The sequence below is a fragment of the Streptomyces arenae genome (assembly GCF_022343545.1).
In the GTDB taxonomy this organism is placed as follows: Bacteria; Actinomycetota; Actinomycetes; order Streptomycetales; family Streptomycetaceae; genus Streptomyces; species Streptomyces humi.
In genome coordinates this window covers 369,747-386,952 of the sequence record NZ_JAKQYH010000018.1, presented here as the reverse complement: position 1 = coordinate 386,952, position 17,206 = coordinate 369,747, and the positions used below count along the sequence as shown (strand labels likewise).

The 17,206-nt window shown below is 72.5% G+C and carries 13 protein-coding genes; 8 read left to right on the top strand and 5 right to left on the bottom strand.

The annotated features are described in order from the left end of the window. Positions 1–237 precede the first annotated feature (237 nt). Positions 238–1,404, bottom strand: a complete 1,167-nt coding sequence (locus tag MB828_RS10965) for a PP2C family protein-serine/threonine phosphatase (RefSeq protein ID WP_301647971.1) — start codon at positions 1,402–1,404, stop codon at positions 238–240. Positions 1,405–1,635: 231 nt separating this feature from the next. Here MB828_RS10965 and MB828_RS10960 point away from each other — a divergent pair, with 231 nt between their 5' ends. Both MB828_RS10960 and MB828_RS10955 read left to right on the top strand, forming a co-directional pair. After that, complete coding sequence (locus tag MB828_RS10960) at positions 1,636–2,076, top strand: hypothetical protein (protein WP_133023613.1); 441 nt, start codon at positions 1,636–1,638, stop codon at positions 2,074–2,076. Positions 2,077–2,636: 560 nt separating this feature from the next. Beyond that, positions 2,637–3,545, top strand: a complete 909-nt coding sequence (locus tag MB828_RS10955) for a hypothetical protein (protein WP_301647981.1) — start codon at positions 2,637–2,639, stop codon at positions 3,543–3,545. A 143-nt stretch (positions 3,546–3,688) separates the two neighbouring features. On the opposite strand, the gene MB828_RS10950 is transcribed toward MB828_RS10955, so the two are convergent. Beyond that, complete coding sequence (locus MB828_RS10950) at positions 3,689–5,131, bottom strand: PLP-dependent aminotransferase family protein (protein ID WP_301647970.1); 1,443 nt, start codon at positions 5,129–5,131, stop codon at positions 3,689–3,691. Between the two features lie 72 nt (positions 5,132–5,203). Between MB828_RS10950 and MB828_RS10945 the strand changes: the two genes are divergently transcribed. The 4 genes from MB828_RS10945 to metG all read left to right on the top strand — a co-directional run bounded on the left by MB828_RS10945 (position 5,204) and on the right by metG (position 12,010). Then, positions 5,204–5,995 carry an alpha/beta fold hydrolase gene (locus MB828_RS10945; RefSeq protein WP_301647969.1) on the top strand — a complete coding sequence of 264 codons (792 nt, stop codon included), beginning with the start codon at positions 5,204–5,206 and terminating at the stop codon, positions 5,993–5,995. 29 nt (positions 5,996–6,024) lie between these two features. Next, complete coding sequence (locus tag MB828_RS10940; RefSeq protein ID WP_301647968.1) at positions 6,025–7,980, top strand: FUSC family protein; 1,956 nt, start codon at positions 6,025–6,027, stop codon at positions 7,978–7,980. A 177-nt stretch (positions 7,981–8,157) separates the two neighbouring features. Further along, positions 8,158–10,149 (top strand): VWA domain-containing protein, encoded by a 1,992-nt coding sequence (locus MB828_RS10935; protein WP_301647967.1) that lies wholly within the window; start codon positions 8,158–8,160, stop codon positions 10,147–10,149. Between the two features lie 145 nt (positions 10,150–10,294). Then, positions 10,295–12,010 carry a methionine--tRNA ligase gene (gene metG / locus MB828_RS10930; protein ID WP_301647966.1) on the top strand — a complete coding sequence of 572 codons (1,716 nt, stop codon included), beginning with the start codon at positions 10,295–10,297 and terminating at the stop codon, positions 12,008–12,010. Between the two features lie 105 nt (positions 12,011–12,115). On the opposite strand, the gene MB828_RS10925 is transcribed toward metG, so the two are convergent. Beyond that, positions 12,116–12,463, bottom strand: a complete 348-nt coding sequence (locus tag MB828_RS10925) for a DoxX family protein (RefSeq protein ID WP_133023619.1) — start codon at positions 12,461–12,463, stop codon at positions 12,116–12,118. A 73-nt stretch (positions 12,464–12,536) separates the two neighbouring features. Next, complete coding sequence (locus MB828_RS10920; RefSeq protein WP_301647965.1) at positions 12,537–13,886, bottom strand: pectate lyase family protein; 1,350 nt, start codon at positions 13,884–13,886, stop codon at positions 12,537–12,539. Between the two features lie 235 nt (positions 13,887–14,121). On the opposite strand from MB828_RS10920, the gene MB828_RS10915 reads away from it, so the two are divergent. Next, positions 14,122–14,598 carry a hypothetical protein gene (locus tag MB828_RS10915; RefSeq protein ID WP_301647964.1) on the top strand — a complete coding sequence of 159 codons (477 nt, stop codon included), beginning with the start codon at positions 14,122–14,124 and terminating at the stop codon, positions 14,596–14,598. A gap of 129 nt (positions 14,599–14,727) precedes the next feature. Beyond that, positions 14,728–16,137: an FG-GAP repeat protein gene (locus MB828_RS10910; RefSeq protein ID WP_301647963.1), complete on the top strand. Its 1,410-nt coding sequence runs from the start codon at positions 14,728–14,730 to the stop codon at positions 16,135–16,137. Between the two features lie 75 nt (positions 16,138–16,212). On the opposite strand, the gene MB828_RS10905 is transcribed toward MB828_RS10910, so the two are convergent. Further along, complete coding sequence (locus MB828_RS10905; RefSeq protein ID WP_301647962.1) at positions 16,213–17,139, bottom strand: intradiol ring-cleavage dioxygenase; 927 nt, start codon at positions 17,137–17,139, stop codon at positions 16,213–16,215. Positions 17,140–17,206 lie beyond the last annotated feature (67 nt).

Genomic DNA, 17,206 nt, shown 5'->3' with positions numbered 1-17,206 from the left:
GCCACAGCGGCGCAGCCCGGCGGTGCCCGACCTACCACCGCCCCCGCTCCTCGCCGACCCTCCCCACCTCTCAGGCCCCCGCCTGACCGCCCTCCCCACCCCTCCCACCCCTCGTCTGACCGCCCTCCCCACCTCGCCTCCGCCTCTCCCCGCCGCGACGGCGCTCAGCCACAGCGGCGCGGCCCGGCGGTGCCTGGCCTGCCGCCGTCTCCGGTCATCGCCGGTCTTGCCCATCTCTCAGGGTCCCGGCTGACCGCCCCTTCGTCTCTGGCGTTCCTTCTGTCCGTCGGTGGGGGTAGGGCGTACTGCGAAGATCGTGGTGTCGTCGGAGACCCGGCCCCGGCTGTGGCGCAGCACGCCGTCGCGGACGTGGGCGACCAGGGCGGCCGGGTCGGTCGTGCTCGCCCGGGAGACCTCGGCCGTCAGCTCGAAGAACTCGCCGTCCCCGTTGCGCGCCTCGGTCACGCCGTCGGTGGTGATGAGCAGGGTCTCCTCCGGGTCGAGGGCCACCGTGAGGGTCGGCGGCGGGCCGCCCCCCGTCTCCAACTCACCCATGCCCAACGGCAGTCCATGGTCCGGCGGCAGCGAACGGACGCCCCTCGGGCCGACCGCCAGCGGCGGCTCGTGGCCGAAGTTGACCAGCTCCACCACGTCGGTCCGGCCCGGCAGGAAGCCGAGCAGCAGCCCCGTGGCGAAACGGTCGCCGTCGCCGCGGCCGAGGGCCGCCGTATGGCCCCGGTGCCGGAGCATCCGCGTCTCCAGCCGGTCCGCCACCGTCGCCAGGTCCGTCTCGTGGTACCCGGCCTCCCGGAACGTGCCCAGCAGCGCCGCCGCCGTCTCGACCGCCCCGAGCCCCTTGCCCTGCACGTCCCCCACCAGCACCCGGGTCCCGTGCGGGCCGGGCTGGATGTCGTAGAAGTCACCGCCCACCCGGGCCTCCGTGTCGGCGGCGAGATACACCGCCGCGTGGTCCAGCCCGGCCCACCCCGGCGGCAGCGGACGCAGCACCGTACGCAGGGTCGTCTCGGCGATGTCCCGCATGTGCAGCATCCGGCGCTCGCTCTTCAGCCGGACCGCACAGGCGAGGACAGCCAGCACACCCGCGAAGGCGACCAGGATGAAGTCGGGCAGCCCGGCCTGGTACTGCTTGGGCCAGGCGTGGTCCACGACGACGTACAGGGTGACGGCCAGCACCGAGAAGAACGCCGTCGTCCAGACCCCGCAGATCGCCGCCGCGATCCCCGGGACCAGGACGATCCAGGAGATGATCCGGAACCGCTCCGTGGTGTTGAGGTCGACCGTCGTGATCCCGGCCAGCAGCAGGAGCGGTGCCACCCAGGCGAAGCCTCTGCCCCGGGCCCGCGGCAGGTCCTGCCGCCGCCGCAGGGCCTGGTGGTCGGTCACGAAGTCAGGGAAACACGGGCGTGGACGGACCGCACGTCGTACCGGGCGTCGTACCGCACGTCGTGCCGAGCTTCGTGCCGGGGTCGTGTACCGCCGTCGTACGGACCGCGTGCACCGGACGGCTCGTCGGCCTCCTCCGGAGCGGCGTGACAAATGTGGTGCGGCCGACTTGCCAGGGGGTACCCGCAGGTGTGCTCTGGAAGGTGAGGACGAGGAGAGAGGAGCGCTCGCATGGCTCAAGCGGCACCGACGACCGGGGGCATGACCCGGGGTGGTCGTACTCCCGACATCTTCAGCGCCCGGACCCACACCCGGGCCCGGATCGCCATCTCCGTCGTGACCGGGCTGATCTACGGCGACTGGGTCGCGGCGAACCGCCGGGCCGGCGGGCCGATCACCGGCTGGAACCTGCTGACCGGCTTCGTGAGCGCCATCGTGTTCGCGGTCGTGCTGTGGGCGGTCATGACCTACGCCCCCCGGCTGCGCCGGGAACTGCACGCGGCGGTGTGGGCGGCGTTCGCCGGCATCGCGTTCGGTTTCCTGTACAGCTCGTCCGGCGACGCGATCCTGCGGTCCATCGGCATGGCCCTGTCCGTCGCCATCGTCACCCTGATCCTGATGTTCTACCGGTTCTACACCCGCGAGGACGCGGCCGGACACCGCATCCGATAGCCACCGCGGGCGGCTCCCGCGGCCGTTCCACGGCGCACGGGCCGTTCCGCCGCACACGAGCCGTTCCACCGCACACGCGTGGGCCCCGCCGTCACGGCCGGGGCCCACGCGTTCCCCTTTTTCCCTCACCGGTCGCCGGGGCCGCTGCGGGCACCCGGCGACATCCCGGCGGGGCTCCGGCTCTCCGGCTCCGGAAGACCGGAACCCGCACCCGGATCCAGGAAACACCCGTTCGGCCCAGCCCTCCACCGGAGCGCGGCGCGCCAGGGGTTTCCGGCGCAGGCGGACGCCGTGTCGCCCGTTCGGCCCGGCCGGTGTCCGCGATACCCCCGAATGCAGTCGTACCGCTCGCCTGACCGGCCCTCAGCGGATTGCCTGGAAGCGTGCCCTCAGTGCTCCCCGGGCCCGTACGGCGGCCGCCGGGCCGCGCACGGGCCGCACGGACCCCGTGGCCCGCACGGACCACCCGGCGCGCGGCGGCCGGCGCCCCCCGGCCCGCCCGGTCCGCCCGTGGCGCGCGGCCGGCGTGGACCGCCCGGCGCCCCCGGTTCCGGCACGCCCTGTCGGCCCTGCTGATCACGCTGTCGGGTCTGCTCCTGCCGTTCGGCGCGCTGTCGGCCTGGGCGGCGTACGGGCTGGCGGACACCGGACAGTACGTCAGCACGATGGCACCGCTGGCCGAGGACCCGGACGTCCGGGACGCGGTGGCGGACACCGTCGGCGACGGCATCATGCGCGAGGTGGACGTCGGCCCGCCCATGCAGGGCACGGTGGCTCCGTTCGTCCACGAGGCGGTCCGCTCCTTCACCCAGACCCGGGCGTTCCGGCTGGCCTGGGACGCCGGCAACCGGGCCACCCATGACGCCGTGCTGCGCGCCCTCCAGGACGAGCGCGAGGAGGCCGTGACCGTCGACCTCGCCCCGGTCACCGCGCAGGTCAGGGACCAGCTCGCCCACGACCATGTGCCGCTCGCGGCCCGTATCCCGGTCCAGCACACGGCGGTCGCCGTTCTCCCGGCCGCCGAACTGGACCGGCTCCGGAAGGGGTTCCACGTGCTCGAAGTCGCCGGGTTCTGGCTGCCCGTCGCCGCCGTCGTCTTCGCGGCCGGCGGTATCGCCCTCGCCGTCCGCCGCCGCCGCGCCGTCACCGCGACCGCGCTGGGTACGGCGCTGGGCGGCGCCCTGCTCGGCCTCGCCCTGTCGGCCGGCCGTGCCGTCACCCTGGCCGGCCTGCCGTCCGACGTCCCGCACCCGGCCGCGGCCGCCGTCTACGACGCCCTGACGGCCACCCTCCGCACGGTCTCCTGGCTGCTCCTCGCCCTCGGCCTGACGGTCGCCCTGCTGGCCTGGCTCAGCCGCTACGCCCGCCGCCGCCCGGCGGAGCGCCGGGAACCGGACACCGGCACGGCCGATCCCGGCTCGCTGAGGACGGACGCACCGTCCTCGGACCAGAACATGCCCGTCACGTAACCGGCCGGCCCTCCGCCGTTACCCGCCCCTCGCCGTAACCCGACCCTCGTCGTAAGCCGGCCCTCGCCGTAACCCGGCCCGCGTCGTAATCCTCGTCGGAGCCAGCGTCGGAGCCCTGGTCGGCACCCTCGTCGGAGCCCTCGTCAGGGGCGTCGCGTCGCGAGGCGGGCCAGGGTGCGCAGTGCGCCCGCCAGTTCCGGTTCCTCCGTCGACGCGAGTCCGAGGCGTACCGCGTCCGGTGTCCGCTTCGGGTCCACGCGGAAGGCGGTGCCGGGCGTGATCGCGATCCCGTGCGCCGCCGCGACCGCCGTGAACTCGTCGGCCCGCCACGGCGCCGGCAGCTCCCACCAGGCGAAGTACCCGCCGGGATCAGCCCGTACGGCGAACCCGTCGAGCGCCTCGCGGAGGATCCCCTGCCGGCGCCGGGCCTGTGCCCGCTTGGCCTCGGCGAGCCGCGCCACGGTCCCGTCCCCGAGCCACCGCACGGCCGCCTCCAGCGCGAACGCCCCCGCGCTCCACCCCCCGGAGCGCACGGCGTCCGCCACCGCGGCCACCCGGTCCCGCGGTACGACGGCGAAGCCGACGGTGAGACCGGGCGCGACCCGCTTGGAGAGCCCGTCCACGAGGTGGACCTGCTCCGGGGCGAGGGCGGCCAGCGGCGGCTCGGTACCGCCGTGCAGGAAGGACCAGATCCGGTCCTCCACCACCGGCAGCCCCAGCTCGCGTACGGCACGCGCGAGATGCTGCCGCCGCCCGGCCGGCACGGTCAGGGACGTCGGGTTGTGCAGGGTCGGCTGGAGGTAGAGGGCGGAGAGCGGCGCCGACCGGTGCGCGGCGAGCACCGACTCCACGACCGGCCCCTCGTCGTCCGTGGCCACCGGCACGAGAGTGACGGAGAGCCGCCCGGCGATCTCCTTGACCAGCGGATACGTCAGCGGCTCCACCCCGACCCGGCCGCCCGGCGGTACCAGGGAGGCCAGGGTGGCGGCGATGGCCTGCCGGGCGTTGCCGGTGAAGAGGACACGGCCGGGGTCGGGTCGCCAGCCGCCGGTGGCGAGCAGCGCGGCGACGGCCTCCCGGGCGTCCGGGGTGCCGTCGGCGGGGGCGGGCCGCAGGGCGACGGTGAGCGCGTCGGCCCGGAGCAGGGGAGCGAGGGCCGGCGCCAGCAGCTCGGCCTGCCCGGCGACCACGGGGTAGTTGAGCTCCAGGTTGACCCGCCCGGCACCCTCACCACCCCCGCCCGCCCCCTCGTCCCCGTTCTTGTCCCTGTTCCCCCCGTCCGTGCCGCCGCCCCTGCTGCCGCCCCTGCCGCCGCCCCTGCCGCCGCCGCTGTCGCCGTTCCTGTCCTCGACGAGCGCCCAGCCCGGCGGCAGGTCCGCCGTGGCCCGGACGAAGGTGCCGCGTCCGACCTCGCCCACCACCAGCCCGCGCCGCACGAGTTCGGCGTACACCCGCCCGGCCGTCGAGGCGGCGATCCCGTGCCGCCGCGCGAACGCCCGCTGCGGGAACAGCCGTTGCCCCGCCCGCAGCCGCCCCCGCGCGATGTCCAGAGCGATCCGGTCGGCGATCTTCCGGAAGTCGTCCATGACCCCTCCACATTGCACCGAGAGCAAAGATCTTATTGCACCGAGGAGTTACCGGAATCTAGGGTCGATCACATGCCCCCCTTCCTCGCATACGACGACAAAGGCTCACGTTCCACCACAGCCACCCCCCTCCTCCTGATCCACGGCCACCCCTTCGACCGCACGATGTGGCGTCCCCAGCTGACGGCCTTCGCCGCCGGCCGCCGTGTCATCGCCCCCGACCTGCGCGGCTACGGCGCCTCCCCGGTCACTCCCGGCAGCACCCCGCTCTCCCGCTTCGCCGCCGACCTCGAGGACCTCCTCGACGCACTGGGCGTACCGGCCTGTGTCGTCGCGGGCCTCTCCATGGGCGGCCAGATCGCGATGGAGTGCTACGACCGCCTCGGCCCCGCCCGCGTCCGCGGCCTGGTCCTGGCGGACACCTTCCCCGCCCCCGAGACCCCGGAGGGCAGACGGGCCCGCAACGCCATGGCCGACCGGCTCCTGCGCGAGGGCATGCGGGGCTACGCCGACGAGGTGCTGGCGAAGATGGTCGCCCCCGACGCCGACCCGGCCGTGCGGGCCCACGTCCACCGCATGATGACGGCGACGGACCCCGAGGGCGCGGCGGCCGCCCTGCGCGGCCGGGCCGAACGCCCCGACTACCGCCCCCTGCTGACGAGGGTCACCGTCCCGGCCCTGGTGGTGGTCGGCGCGGACGACGAGTACACCCCCGTCTCCGACGCCGAGGCCATGCACGCCCTCCTCCCCGACGCGGCCCTCCGGGTGATCGACCGCTCGGCCCACATGCCGAACCTGGAACGCCCGGCGCAGTTCAACCGGGCACTGGGGGAGTTCCTGGCACGCGTGGACCAGGCACCGTAAGCCCGAGCACGTACCCCGATAATGGGCACATGTCCCGCGAGTTCCCCATCGGCCTCACACCCCCCGACTGGCTGGTGAGGAACCTCCGGCCCCAGCAGGCAGCTCCTCTCAACTGGGCCGCCCTCGCCCGTGCCGCGCTCGGCATGGCACTGCCTCTCGCCGTGGGGCTCGCGGTCGGACAGCCCGCGTACGGCGCGCTCGCCTCGATGGGCGCCCTGTCCGGGGTCATCGGCGACACCGCCGACGCCTACCGCATGCGGATCCTCAACATCGCGGTCCCCCAGCTCTTCGGCGCCGTCGGCGTCACCCTGGGCTCCCTGGTCTACGGCCAGGGCTGGCTGACGGTCGCCGTCGTCACCGTCATCGCGCTGCTCTCCGGGATGATCTCGACGATCGGCGCGGTGTCCTCCGTCTCCGGCCTCCTCCTGCTGCTCAACTCCGTCATCGGTGCCGGCCTGCCGCTGCCCGGCGCCTGGTGGCTGACCCCCGTCCTGATGACCGGCGGCGGTCTGCTCGTCCTCCTGCTCGCCCTGCTGGCCTGGCCGCTGCGCTCGGGCGTACCGGAACGCGCGGCGGTCGCCGCCGCCTACCGCACGGTCGCCGACCTGCTGACCGTGAGCGACACCGGCGACGGCGAGGCGTACGACCGCGCCCGGCACACCGTCACCCAGTCACTGAACCAGTCGTACGACCTGATCCTGGCCCGGCGGGCCCGGTACCGCGGCCGCAACCGCGAACTCACCCGGATGCTCGCCCAGTTGAACGCGATCACCCCGGTGGTGGAGGCCGCCCCCGCCGTCCGGCTGGCCGCGCGGCCACTGCCGTCCGAGGTGCCGACGGCGGTCCGGCACCTCGCCGACGCCATCGAGACCGGCTACACCGGCCCGATAGGACTCCACCTGCCCGAGCCGGTCAACGAGACCGGCCGGGCCGTCGACCACGCCCTGCGGCACGTGGCCGAGGTCGCCACCAGCCCCGACGTCGACCCGCGGGGCATCGACGACCGTCTCGGCCGCCCGGCCGCGCTCGGCATCCGCACCGCCCGCGCCGCCCGCAACGTCGTGCTCTCCGCCAACTCCTGGCGCTACGGCATCCGCCTCGCCCTGTGCATCGGCATCGCGCAGGCCCTGGTCTCCCTCGTGCCCGTCCCCCGTTCCTACTGGGTCGCCCTCACCATCACGTTCGTCCTCAAACCGGACTTCGGCTCGGTCTTCTCCCGCGCCCTGCTGCGCGCGCTGGGCACCGTGGCGGGCCTGGTGGTGGCGGCGACCGTCCTCACCCTGGTGCCGCGCGGCTGGTGGGACGTACCGGTGATGATGGTCCTGGCCCCGCTGATCCCGGCCCTCACCCCGCGGGGGTACGGCTTCCAGACGGCGGCCATCACGCCGGTGATCCTGCTCCTCTCCGACGTCCTGAACCACCAGGGCACGGCGCTGCTCCTGCCCCGCCTCCTGGACTCCCTGATGGGCTGCGCGATCGCCCTGGTCGCGGGGTACCTGCTGTGGCCGGAGAGCTGGCGCACCCGGGTCGGCGACCGGCTCGCCGACGCGGTGGCGGACACGGCGGCCTACGTCGAGCTGGCCTTCAAGGGCAGCGCCGACGGCGTCGATGCCGCCGGCCGCGCGCGAATGCGCCGCCGCCTGTACCGCGACCTGTCCACCATCCGCACCGAGTTCCAGCGCGCCCTGACCGAGCCGCCGCCCACCGGTCGCCGGGCGGCGGCCTGGTGGCCGCTGGTCGTGGCCGTGGAACGGATCGTCGACGCGACGACGGCGGCCCGGGTACGGGTACGGCACGGGGCACCGCCGCCGTCCCCGGCCGAGGTGGACCAGGTCGCCCTGCAACTGCGCGAGCTGGCGACGGGCGTCCGTGAGTCCGAGACCCTGATCTCGGTCCGCACGGATCTCACGGGCCCGCCGGACAGCGTCCTGGAACCGCTCCGCCAGGAGGTGGCGGCGGCCAGGGCGATCGCCTCTCCGCACTGAACGGAGGGTGAACCACGAGTGAACGAGGGGAAGTTGAGAGCCGCGCCCGGACTCGACCGCCGGACGCCCGACAGGAGTCATCGACCCTCCCCAAGATCGCAACCTGGGGCAGCTAACCTTACGTGTCCGTCCTGGCCAGCGATTGACGGGTATCAACTCACGCGAAGGGTTGCGCACATGGGCATTCTCACTCTCCTGCGGAACGCATTCGGCAGGTCGCGAAAGCCGCGCCCCGCCGAAGCAGAGGGTGCGGACCAGCTCCCTTCGCAGTCGACATCGGCACAAGAAGCGGAAGCTCAGACACCGACGGCGGTCCCGGAACCCCGCCCGGCGGAGAAGGACGAGCACGACCTCGTCTCGGCGGCGTTCGACAACGTGACGGTGCCAAAGCAGGCATCCCGCACCACCGAACCCGAACTGCCCCCGACCCCCGAACCCCCGGCGAAGCCCAAGGCAGAGGCGAAGACGGAAGCGGCGCCCGAGACCGCACCGAAGCCGGAGGCCACGGCCGAATCAACGACCGAGCCCGCACCGGAAGCCACGCCGGAGCCGCAAGCGGCAGCCGAAGCCACAGCCGAGCCGACCGCTGCCAAGTCCGAGCCGGAACCCAACCCCGAGACGTCGGCCGAGCCGACCACCGAGCCCGAGGCGAAGGACGCGGCCGAGCCGGAGACCGACGCGAAGGCATCGGCGGAGCCTGCCACCGCCGAAACCGAGACCGCACCGAAGCCCGAGCCCGCCACCGAACCGACGACCGAGCCCGCGGCAGAAGCCACAGCCGAGCCGGAGCCGGAAGCCGCAGCCGACGCCGACGCCGCAGCGGAGCCGCACGCTGCCGAGGCGGAGACCAAGACCGAGGCGGCGGCCGAGCCGACCACCGAGCCCGAGGCGAACGCAGATGTGGCGGCGGAGCCGGCCACCGCCGAACCCGAAGCCGCCCCGGAGCCCGAGGCCGCCGCCGAAGTGACGGCCGAGCCGGCGACGGAAGCCACGGCCGAGCCGACCCCTGCCGAGGCGGAAGCCAAGGCCGAGGCCGCGACCGAGCCCAAGGCCGACGCAGAGGTGGCGGCGGAGCCGGCCACCGCCGAAGCCGAGGCCGCACCGGAGCCCGAGGCCGCCGCCGAAGTGACGGCCGAGCCGACGGCCGAGGCGCCTGCTGAGCCGGTGGCCGAACCCGAGCCGGAGGCCGAAGCCACGGCGGAGCCGGTGACGGCGTCCGAGGCCGAATCCGCGGCCACCACCGAACCCTCCACCGAACCCTCGGCCTCGGCCACCACCGAACCCGTGACCGTGGCCGAAGGCGACGTCGAGGCGGTTATTCGGCTGACGCCGGAGCCCGACGTCTTCTCGGCCGGTACGGACGAGGCGGCCCCGGCCGCCGCCGCAGCCGCCGCCCCCACCGCTGCAACCGCCACCCCCACCGCCCCCGCTCCCGCCGCGGCCGCCGACGGTGAGTCCGCCCCGCAGGGGACACCCGCAGCCGACGACGAAACTGTCACGGGTGGTGCGGGTGGGGACGAGGGGGCCGAAGGCGAAGCCGAGGCCGGTGGCGACGACGCCGCCCGCCTCGCCCTCACCAAGGCCGGCCTCTCCACCGCCCACGCCGTCACCTACCTCGTCCTCGACCGCTCCGCGAGCATGCGGTCGTACTACAAGGACGGCTCCGCACAGGCCCTCGCCGACCAGACCCTCGCCCTCGCCACCCACCTCACCCCGCCCGGCGACACCCCCACCGTGCACGTCGTCTTCTTCTCCACCGAGGTCGACGGCACCACGGACCTCACCCAGGCCTCCCCCGAGAACGCCATCGACGAGGCGCACGCCGGTCTCGGCCGGATGGGCCGTACCAGCTACCACGCCGCCGTGGAAGCCGTACTCGCCCACTACGACGCGAACACCACCCCCGGCACCCCCGCCCTCGTCGTCTTCCAGACGGACGGCGCCCCGGACGCGAAGACCCCGGCCACCCAGTCCCTCACGGACGCCGCGAAGTCCCACCCCTCGGTCTTCTTCTCCTTCGTCGCGTTCGGCGAGCACGAGAACAAGGCCTTCGACTACCTCCGCAAGCTGAAGACCGGCAACACGGCCTTCTTCCACGCGGGCCCGACCCCCCTGGAGCTCACGGACGCGGAGCTGTACGACGGCCTACTGATCGACTGGCGCCCGTAAGCCCCACCGGCCCCATCGGCCCCACCCGCGCACCCATGCCGCCCGCTTCTCACCCAATAAAACGGGAAGCGGGCGGCATACACATGTCGGCTACGATTTCAAGGTTCGCAATAACAGCAACACACCGACCTGGGAGCAGCCCCCGATGGCTCGACACCTCATCACCAGCGCCCTTCCGTACATCAACGGGATCAAGCACCTGGGCAACATGGTGGGGTCCATGCTCCCGGCTGACGTGTACTCCCGGTACCTCCGCCAGCGCGGCCACGACGTCCTGTACATCTGCGCGACCGACGAGCACGGCACCCCCGCCGAGCTGGCCGCGAAGGAGCAGGGCATCCCGGTCGACGAGTTCTGCGCCCAGGCGCACGACGCGCAGAAGGCGGTCTACGACGGCTTCGCACTCGCGTTCGACTACTTCGGCCGGAGTTCCTCCCCGGAGAACCGCGAGATCACCCAGCACTTCGCCCGCCGCCTGAACGAGAACGGCTTCATCGAGGAGCGCGCGATCCGCCAGGTGTACAGCCCGGTCGACGGCCGCTTCCTCCCGGACCGCTACGTCGAGGGCACCTGCCCGCACTGCGGCTACGACAAGGCCCGCGGCGACCAGTGCGAGAACTGCACCCGCGTGCTGGACCCGACCGACCTGATCAACCCGCGGTCCGCGATCTCCGGCTCCACCGACCTGGAGATCCGCGAGACGAAGCACCTCTTCCTCCTCCAGTCCAAGCTGGAGAACGAGGTCCGCGAGTGGGTCGCGAAGCACGACAAGGACTGGCCGCAGCTGGCCTCCTCCATCGCCCACAAGTGGCTGACGGAGGGCCTGCACGACCGCGCGATCACCCGTGACCTCGACTGGGGCGTGCCCGTCCCGGCCGACACCTGGCCGGAGCTGGCGGCGGAGGGCAAGGTCTTCTACGTCTGGTTCGACGCCCCGATCGAGTACATCGGCGCGACGAAGGAGTGGGCGGACCAGGACCCGTCGAACCGCGACTGGAAGTCGTGGTGGTACGACGTCGACACCGACGTCCGCTACACGGAGTTCATGGCGAAGGACAACGTCCCGTTCCACACGGTGATGTTCCCGGCCACCGAGCTCGGCGTGCGCGAGCCGTGGAAGAAGGTCGACTACGTCAAGGCCTTCAACTGGCTGACGTACTACGGCGGCAAGTTCTCCACGTCCCAGAAGCGCGGTGTCTTCACCGACCAGGCCCTGGACATCCTCCCGGCGGACTACTGGCGCTACTTCCTGATCGCCAACGCCCCCGAGTCGGACGACTCCTCCTTCACCTGGGAGCACTTCACGGCCACGGTGAACAAGGACCTGGCCGACACCCTCGGCAACTTCGTCAACCGCGTGCTGTCGTTCTCCCGCAAGCGCTTCGGCGACGACGTCCCGGCCGGCGGCGAGCCCGGCGAGGCGGAGACCCGCCTCGGCGGCGAGATCGCCCGACTCCTCGCGGAGTACGAGGAGCACATGGAGACCCTCCAGTTCCGCAAGGCGGCCGCCGCCCTGCGCGCCCTGTGGTCGGCCGGCAACTCCTACCTGGAGGAGAAGGCCCCCTGGCTGGAGATCAAGACCGACAAGGACGGCGCGGCGCTGACCCTGCGCACGGCGATGAACCTGATCCACCTGTACTCGGTGGTCTCGGAGCCCTTCATCCCGGCGACGGCGAAGACCATGCGCGAGGCGTTCACCCTCGCCGACGACACCGCCGCCTGGGTCACCGCCGACGAGGCCCGCGCCCTGGTCTCCGTCCCGGCCGGCACCCCCTTCACGGTCCCCCCGGTCCTGTTCGCCAAGCTGACGGACGAGGACCTGGAGACGTACAAGGAGCGCTTCGGCGGCACGGAGGCCTGACGGCCGTACGCCCCCCGCACCTCCGCCGGCCCCCGGATCCACCGAAGGATCCGGGGGCCGGCGCACCGGACCGCAAGGGAGTACGCGGCAGGGCGGGAACCGCACTCAACCCATCAGGCCCAGTACCAGCGCCCCCGCCACCGGAGCCGCGTACACCAGCGGGAACGGAATGTGCGAGTACCACCTCGCCCGCGCCACCGTGATCACGGCCCCGGTGAAGTAGAGCAGCAGCCCCACCCCCGCCAGCACCCCCACGACCGGCACGAACAGCCCGGCCAGCAGCCCCGCCGCCCCGGCGGCCTTGGCCACCCCGAGCGGCGTCCACCAGGCCCGCGGCACCCGGTAGTCGGTGAGCGCCTTGACGATCCACTCGGCCCGCAGCAGTAGCACGGTCCCGGAGAACCCGGCCAGCAGCGCGGCGAGAACGGTGACGACGACGTAGGCGGTACGCATCAGGAACTCCCCTCACGACACAACATCGGACACCTCCCTGACGCGCCCGCCCCCGCAGGTGTGACAGCCCGGCTCAGTTCGCCGTCAGTACGCCCGCTCCCGCCGTCTTCGCCAGTTCCGTCGGCAGGTTCTTGGCGGTGGGCTCCAGGCCCGCGGTCAGGGTCGGGGTCCAGTTCACCGTCGTCTTGATCTTCTTGGAGTTCGCGGCGTTGTAGGCGGCGACCAGATCGGTCGTCGTGCCGTTGACGAGGTTGCCGCTGCCCGCGACCGAGCCGGTGCCGTCGCCGCTGAGCAGCTTGGAGACCTTGACGGAGCTGGGCACCGTCCAGAAGTTGTTCTGGGCCACGACCTGGGCCTTGGCACGTGAGTTGATGCTGTACTGGAGCGTGTAGCCGTTCAGGGGCGTCACGTCGTAGACGTTGTTGTAGAGGTGCACCTGGCCGACGCGGGTCAGCGGGGCGCGCTGGACGACGCCCTTCCAGACGTTGTGGTGGAGGGTGACACGCAGCTTGCCGCTCGGCTCGCTGTCGCTGCTGCCGATCAGCATCGTCTTGTCGTGGCTGGTGAACAGGTTCTGCTCGACGGTGACCAGGTCCGAGCTCTTGGTGATGTCGAGTTCGCCGTCGTGGACCTGGTACTCGCGGCCGTAGTACTTCGGGTTGAGGCTGTCGAAGTGCCCGGCGTCGGTGAACGTGTTGTGGTCGGCCCAGACGTGCGTGGCGCCGCGCAGGGTGACCGCGTCGTACTCGGAGTTCCAGTTGCCGCTGTCGCCGTCGGTCGGGTCCCACTGCGGGAAGCAGTCCTCGGTGTCGGCGAAGGTCAGGTTGCGGACGATGACGTTGTCGACCTTCTGGATCTGGAGCATGCCGCCGGTGATGCCGGCCTTGGTGCCGGGGACGCCGACGATCGTGGTGTTCGCGGGCACCTTGAAGACGATGTTCGCGGCCTGCTTCTTCTGCGCGGCGGCCCGGGCGGTCTCCTGGGTGCCGGCGGGCAGCTTGGCGCGGCCGTACGTCGACGGGTCGAAGGCCTTCAGGTACGCCGACAGCGAGTAACCCGTCCCCGCCGCGTAGTCGGCGCAGGTCAGCTTCTTGCCGGAGTCGTCGGTGTTGGCGTCGATGGTGCCCTTGACCTTGATGACGCGCGGGGTGGTGTCGGAGACGGACCCGAGCGCCTTCACGAGCTGGGCGCGGGTGGCGACGGTGAAGGTGTGCGCCGCGTCGGCCTTCGAGCCGCCGGTCGTCCCGGTACCGGAGGACGCCCAGCCGTCCTTGGCCGCGAGGCTCTGGTGGTAGAGGTCCGTGCCGGAGGCGTTCGCGGTCAGCACGAGCGCGCCGGCACCGGCACCGGCGGCCACGACGGCGGCGGAGACGACGAGGGTACGGCGCGTGCGGAGGGACCGGCGGTGAGAGGCAGTGGCCACAGAGGAGTCCTTACGTACTTCCGGAGTGCTTGGGCGGGCCCGCGTCGGCGGGCTGCACACCTCTGTGGTTGTGGAGATCGAAAAGGTTGCCGTGTTTTTTTTGTGCGATACGGCGGCCTTTTCGCGTACGGGCAGCGAAAGTTGACCCGGGCAGCCGTTTTCCGGCCGGACGGACGGGCGGTCACCGGCCCACCCCAATACCCGCATGTCCACGACACATCCGTATGGTTTCGCCATGGCACCCCCTGAGCTCATCCCGATCGCCTACGAGCCGCACGGCCGTACCGACGCGATCGGCCGTTACGCCGACGGACAGTTCCTCGCGTCGGTCACCTACGCGTTCCCCGAGGGGTTCCGGCTCGACGAGGGCTGGGAGGAGCAGAAACGGCTCTACTCGGTGGTCCACCTGTTCGACGCCGAGGGCCGGTACCGGGACTCCCAGATCTGGTGCGCGGGCAGCTGGGCCGAGCAGCAGCGCGACCCGGAGGGCGCCGGCTCGGTGCTGTCCCGGGCCCGCGCCCACCTCGCGACGATGCTGCGCAGCCTGCCGCGGCGCACCTACACGGACATCGCGATCCGCCCGTTCCAGCTCACGGTGGACGGCGTCTTCTTCGGCCTGGTCGCCAAGGAGGACGACGACGGCCCCTGGGCCGAGCTCTACCCGGACCACCTGGGCTTCAGCGAGCCCTGGGACGGCCGCTACGACACCTGACCGGCATGAACACGTCCAACTGCTGGTAATGTCCGTCCACTTGCGCCAAGGCGGGGGAGCGAGCCGGGTGGGGATTCGCGTACGCCCCTTTGCCGATGGGGCAGCCGGTGAATCCACAGGGGGTCTTTCATGCGCAAATGGGGTGCGGCCGTGTTCGTGGCCGCCTCTCTGGTCGGCGGTGTCGTGCTGCCGGCCGTCCCGGCCGTCGCCCTGCACGGCGCCGTGCCCGGCGACTTCAACGGCGACGGTTACCGCGACGCGGTCCTGCCCGCGCCGGGCGCGAACGTGTCCGGCAAGCAGGGTGCGGGGGCGGTCGTCGTGCTGTACGGCTCGGCCTCCGGGTTGTCGACGAGCCGCCGTAAGACCATCACCCAGAACACCGCCGGCGTGCCGGGTGTCAGCGAGGCCGGCGACGCCTTCGGTTCCGCCACCGCCACCGCCGACCTGAACCGGGACGGCTACGCCGACCTGGTGGTCGGAACGCCGTACGAGGACACCTCCAAGGGCACCGATTCCGGTGCGGTGACCGTGCTCTGGGGCAGCAGGAGCGGCCTGACGAGCGGCACGGACCTGCCGTCGCCGTTCCACTCCCCGTCGCACTACGGCACGGACGTCGCCGCGCTCGGCCTCGGTGCCGGGTCGAAGACACGGGTGGCGGTCGCCGGAGGGGACGGAACCGTGACCTTCGGCGGACCGTTCAGCCGGACGGGCACGTTCGGAACCGTCGTCCACAACGACGAGACGGCATCCCCTCTCTCCGTCGCGCTCGGCGATTTCAACGGCGACGGCGTGCCCGACCCGGCCTCGTCCACCGACCGGCTGAGCGACCTGAGCGGCGGCGAGATCTACACGACCGCCGCCTATGGCGACGCGCTCAAGGGCAACGGCCTGATCACGGCCTCCGGTGACATCAACGGCGACGGATACGCCGACCTCGTGGCCGGCGACCCGGACGAGCCGGAGAAGGCGGGCGTGGACGGGGCGACGGGCGGCCGCGTCCTCGTCTGGTACGGCTCCGCCACGGGTGTCTCGCCGGCCACGACACCCGTGCAGATCACGCAGAACACGGCCGGCGTCCCCGGCGCGAGCGAGAAGGACGACGACTTCGGCGCGTCGCTGGCCGTGGCCGACCTCAACCGGGACGGCCTCGCGGACATCGTGATCGGATCGCCGTTCGAGAGCCTGGCCGAGAAACGGGCGGGTCAGGTGACCGTGGTCCCCGGCCGCCGCAGCGGCGCCCTCGGCACCGGCTCCTACTCCTTCTCCCAGGACACCGCGGGCGTCCCCGGTGCCTCCGAGACCGACGATTTCTTCGGTACGACGGTCTCGGTCGGGGACATCGACAAGGACGGCAGGCCGGAGCTGTTCGTCGGCGCGGCGGGCGAGAACAACGACGCCGGTGCCGTCTGGGTCTTCCCCGGCGGCTCCACCCGGCCGACGGCCTCCGGCAGCCGCGTCGTCACCGCACCCGCGGTCGGCCTCACGCAGACGTCGTTCCCCGCCTTTCTGGGCGGCAACGGACTGCTCTCGGTGATCTGAGCACTCCGCACCCGCGGTAGGCGTCCGGGGCCCTTCCTCCTCGGCCCCGGACACCGGCCTCACGGAGTGTCGACGTCAGCCGTCGTTCGTGTCGTCCGGCTCGACCCCCAGGGTCAGCTGGGCGTGTACGCCCCGGGCGATGTGGTGGCCGTCGTACCTGAGGTAGAGCAGGCCGCCCGCGTGCCCGTTGTCCGGGTAGATCGTGTCCTCGTCGAGGGTGGTGCGGGTGGTGGTGTTGCTCGCGTACGGCTCCACCTCCGCGGACAGCAGGACCGACTTCTCGTCGAAGAACAGCTGGCCGGTGTGGCAGGTGTGACCGCCCTCGTACCCGGCGTCCGTCCACTCGCCGTCCACGTGCACCTTGACGTGGATGTGGACGCACCGGCCCTGGTACCAGCCGGGGAAGACGGTCTTGAAGGCGACGTGCCCGTGCCGGTCCGTGTGCCAGGTGCCGCGCAGGTAGCGGGTGTCGTCGGTGGGCTCCTGGTGACCGCCGCCACCGCCGGGCGGGGGTCCGGAGGGCAGGTCGGTCGGGGTGGCGGTGGGCGACCCGGTGGGCGCGTCGGTCGGCGGGGTGCCGCCACCGCCTCCGCCGCTGCCCATCTCCTCGTACCCCGAGTAGATGCCGGTGGCGTTGCAGTGCCAGATGTCCACGGCCGCGTTCCTCAGCGGCTTGCAGGTGTCCGCGTCGATCACCTTGAGGGTGAGGAACAGCGGGATGCCCTCCTGGTCCTCGGTGACGTCCTGGCGGAGCTTGTCGGCGTCGATGTAGTAAGGGCCCTCGACCAGTTCGGAGGTGAGCGTGTAGCAGGCGCCCTCCGAGGCAGAGGCGGCCGCCGCTTCGGTGCCCTGCTCCGCGGCCGTTCCGTCGCTCGCGGCGAAGGCGCTGCCGACGCCCACCGCGGTCACGGCCACGCTGCCGGCCGCGAGCACGGTACGGCGGGCCAACTTCCTTTTCTCTTCGAGCGATTGTGCGCCTGTGGGGGTGTGGGTTTCTGTCATGGTCAGGGACCGTAGACAAGGCCTGGCCTGTGGGAACATCGGAGAGAGCTGTGAATCGGCGTGCGCA

Coding starts and splice junctions, on each gene's coding strand:
- MB828_RS10935 (WP_301647967.1), top strand. CDS start 8,158: ATGGGCATTCTCACTCTCCTGCGGAACGCATTCGGCAGGTCGCGAAAG.
- MB828_RS10950 (WP_301647970.1), bottom strand. CDS start 5,131: ATGGACGACTTCCGGAAGATCGCCGACCGGATCGCTCTGGACATCGCG.
- MB828_RS10905 (WP_301647962.1), bottom strand. CDS start 17,139: ATGACAGAAACCCACACCCCCACAGGCGCACAATCGCTCGAAGAGAAA.
- MB828_RS10915 (WP_301647964.1), top strand. CDS start 14,122: ATGGCACCCCCTGAGCTCATCCCGATCGCCTACGAGCCGCACGGCCGT.
- MB828_RS10960 (WP_133023613.1), top strand. CDS start 1,636: ATGGCTCAAGCGGCACCGACGACCGGGGGCATGACCCGGGGTGGTCGT.
- MB828_RS10910 (WP_301647963.1), top strand. CDS start 14,728: ATGCGCAAATGGGGTGCGGCCGTGTTCGTGGCCGCCTCTCTGGTCGGC.
- MB828_RS10945 (WP_301647969.1), top strand. CDS start 5,204: ATGCCCCCCTTCCTCGCATACGACGACAAAGGCTCACGTTCCACCACA.
- metG (WP_301647966.1), top strand. CDS start 10,295: ATGGCTCGACACCTCATCACCAGCGCCCTTCCGTACATCAACGGGATC.
- MB828_RS10940 (WP_301647968.1), top strand. CDS start 6,025: ATGTCCCGCGAGTTCCCCATCGGCCTCACACCCCCCGACTGGCTGGTG.
- MB828_RS10925 (WP_133023619.1), bottom strand. CDS start 12,463: ATGCGTACCGCCTACGTCGTCGTCACCGTTCTCGCCGCGCTGCTGGCC.